The sequence below is a fragment of the Fusibacter sp. genome, assembly GCF_057447755.1.
In genome coordinates, this window is the sequence record NZ_JBVBZF010000336.1 from 1 (window position 1) to 3,761 (window position 3,761).

A 3,761-nucleotide genomic window follows, 5' to 3' on the forward strand; every position below is an offset into this window, starting at 1 on the left:
AAAAATATTTGTACAATCCTCTCAGCAGGATGTTGGTATGAAAGTTTTTATGCTTATTTTTACCTTGGCAATTTACGGTATATTTTTAAATAATATATTGGTGGCCCATAGAAAGCTTATTGTTGATGATGTATATCTACACGTCTTTCCAAGCTTCGATGAAACCAAAATTGAATGGAAGTCAGTTCATGCAATTCATGTTGGTTATATGCATGACCAAGGCATGCGATTACCCTTCTATAGAATGAAGATTTTATATACGTTGGATGGTGAACGTTTGAAGCACACATCGATTCCTGTTATGCGATTTGAAGATTATGAAGGCTTAATTTCCCATGTCAAAGCCTTGAGTCAAGCTAAAAAGATAGAGTTTTACAAAGTTTAATTAATGTTTTGGGCTATAATTTCTGTTATAATGTTAGTAATATATTTTTAAAAGCATTTATAATACTTTATAGGAGGGGTATATGAAACCAGCACTACTCATTATTGATATGCAGAAAATGTTTTATGAAAATGAAACCAGAAAAATGATGGATGAAGCTTCAGAGTATATCAATGCAGCAGTTGATTTTTTTAGATCGAAGAATTACCCAATCGTATGGATTCAACACTCTGAACCAGAGGATGGTTTGGTTGCCGGTAGTGAAGGCTTCGAATGGATACCACCTCTAAGGCCTCAAGCTGAAGATATTCATATTGTCAAAACCTATGGTAATGCATTTACAAAGACGACGCTCAAAGCCATTTTGGATGAAAAGGGCGTGGACACAGTAATCCTGTCTGGTTATTGTGCAGAATACTGTGTTCTCAATACCTGTAGAGGTGCTGTTGATGTGGATTTAACATCAATACTCCTACGGGGTTCCCTAGCGTCTGGCATTAGAGATAACATTAAATTTGTTGAGAGCATCAATAATATCATTTCATATGGTGCAATGATCAAAATATTATAAGTGGCATATAAGCGTTCATAATGTATAGTTTTAGGCATTTTGAACGCTTTTTAATTACCAGTTTACTATTATTTAGAATAATTTAATTGAATTTTAATCAGATTTGCCTTTATGTTATATGGTATTTTGGGTATCATGAATAAAATGGATTAATTCTGTAAAGGGGGCAATAATCATTATGCAAGATGATAAAATTAAGGCTCTAAAAAAAAGAAAGAAAAACAAACGGAGTATGAGACGAAAAATCACCAAATTCATGATCCTAAACAGTAGCATATCCAACTTAATTTTAAGTGTGCTCGTATTAATGATCATAATTGGTGCCATGAGTTCTTTTGGCATGGTTGCATCAAATATAATTTGCAGTGATATTGTTGGAGAACTAGAAAATCCTATGTCACTCAGTAAATTTGGTCAGACTTCAGTTGATGAAATTGACCCAAATGATGAGATGTTTTTGAGATGGTTAAATGCCATCGGCAATAAATTCTATTTCAACTTGAGTTCTGGTTTTATCGTACATAAAGAAGAAGATCTCATGAAAATGCAAGAGGTCTCAAAAGGACAATTTCAAAAACCAGATCAAAATGGTCTTGCTGAATTTCAATTTGTATTCGTCAAGATATCGGTTAAGGAAACTACTGTTTTTTCAACCCTTCCAGACTCTCTAGACATGGAAAATCCAAGCAATAATCCACTTGGTTCTCATTATTTCTATGTCTCAGAACAAGCTTTTAGAAATGCATTAGAAGAAGAAGTTGGTACAGTTGAAGTTATGTTTAACCCCTACATTTTGATTTCGGTGACCTTTGCCTTAATCATATTATTTGTATTTGCGACACTGCTCTCAAGTCTAATCTCATTGTTTATGAGTAAACTTATGGCTAAATCTGTGACAAGTCCATTGAACGAATTACAACGAAAATTAAACAATCTTGCTGAGGGCGATATTGAATCTGCGTTGATGGCAGAGGTTGCGGTTAAAAAGCCAATGCTGGAAATAGAGCACTTAGCCACATCGACAAACTTAATCATAGAAAAAATGAGAGATTATGCCGAAACGCTTGAGGAACATAGGGTAGAGTTAACCGCTCAAAACGAAGAGCTCGAAGAAAAGGGAACCAATCTCATTAACATTAACAATCAACTTGAATCCATGAATGTTCAAATGAAAGATATACTGGATAATGTTGGGCAGGGCTTCTTGAGATTTGACGAAGATTTGATCATACACAGTGAGTATTCTCAGGAATGTCTTGATATCTTTGAAAAATCAATTGCCAATCACGTATTTTCTAAACTTATATTTCCAGAGGATGAAGACCAATCTGCGTTTGTAGATGAACTTCTCGTTAAGATCATTAAGGGTGACCCACAAGCGACAAAATTATATGTGCCCTTGTTGCCAGATGAGGTGGTTATAAAGGATCGTACCATTAACATAGACTACAGATTGTCTAAACAAAAATCAGGCAAACGCTCTATGATCGTCATTTTAACAGATATCACAGAGAAGAGAAAGCTAGAAGCCTTAATGGACAAGGAACAAAATACGCTTAAAATGGTGGTTAAAGCCTTGGTCAATAGACCAATGTTTGTTGAAGTGGCAGAGAGTTTTGAAGCCTTTTTAGATGAAGGTATCGAAAATAACTGGCAGTTTACAGAGAATCCAGATGAAAATCAGCAATATATCATGCGTCAATTGCATACTTTCAAAGGAAATTTCAGTCAGTTTGACGTCCTTGAAATCACTGAAGCTCTTCATGAGGCAGAAAATCTTATAATGTCAATCATCGAAAATGAAGGTGGTTGCAATATTGTGTCTTGCCTTGATGTTGAAAAACTAAAGGATGCATATAAGCATGACCTTGATATTATTAAAAATTATGTGGGTGAAGATTACATGGTTAAGGATGAGTATTTCCTCATCGAGAAAGCCAGAATTCTTGAAATAGAATATAAAATCCAATCCTTACTATCTGAGCAGGATTGCAGGATATTATTGCCAGAAATCAGGAGTTTATGTTATAGACCTGTTAAAGAGCTCTTTAAGATGTATCCAGAATATACTTTAAAACTTGCAGAACGTCTTGATAAAACCATTAATGCATTTGAAATTACATCTGAGAATCTATTAATCGATGAGCTCAGATTCCAAAATTTCTCCAAGAGTATGGTACATGTTTTTAGAAATGCAGTGGATCATGGGATAGAGTCACCTGATGATCGTATTGATTCAGGCAAAGATATGATGGGCAATATCAATTGCTATATTCGTGAAGTTGACGATATGATTGAAGTCATTGTAAAAGATGATGGTAAGGGAATTGATTTAGACCTTGTTAAGGAAAAACTGATTGAATCCGGCTACAGTCAAGACCAGCTTGATACGATGAGTCGTGCTTCATTGCTTCAGAAGATATTCGACGACAATTTTTCTACTAAGAATACCACCACAATGGTATCGGGTAGAGGTGTTGGTTTAGCTGCAGTCAGAAAAGAAGTTGAGACCCTAGGCGGTAGCATCTTTGTTGAATCTGAGCTCGGCGTCGGAACCACTTTTAAATTCATCTTACCACTTAAAAACAAAGTTGAGGCAAAGGATATTGTGCCGATGCGTCTCATGGAAACTTTGGCCAGAACTTCAACCAACTATTTGCGTAACCATGTTGAAGATCATACAATCACAACCTTTACCGAAATCTTTAAGTCTAAGAGAATTGAGTTAAAACAATTAACTGCATTGGTAAGCCTCAAGGGCATTATCAACGCACTGATTATGATCAGTGTAAATCAACCTTTGGC

3 protein-coding genes are annotated in these 3,761 nt (G+C 35.3%); all 3 read left to right on the forward strand.

From position 1 onward, the window contains the following. Positions 1-385 (forward strand): hypothetical protein (locus AC220I_RS19680; protein ID WP_486725571.1); only part of this gene is annotated, 385 nt, incomplete at its 5' end. Positions 386-467: 82 nt separating this feature from the next. Then, positions 468-956, forward strand: coding sequence for a cysteine hydrolase family protein (locus AC220I_RS19685; RefSeq protein ID WP_486725572.1), 489 nt, complete (start codon positions 468-470; stop codon positions 954-956). Between the two features lie 232 nt (positions 957-1,188). After that, positions 1,189-3,761, forward strand: a 2,573-nt coding sequence (locus AC220I_RS19690) for an ATP-binding protein (protein ID WP_486725573.1), incomplete at its 3' end; no start/stop codon positions are given.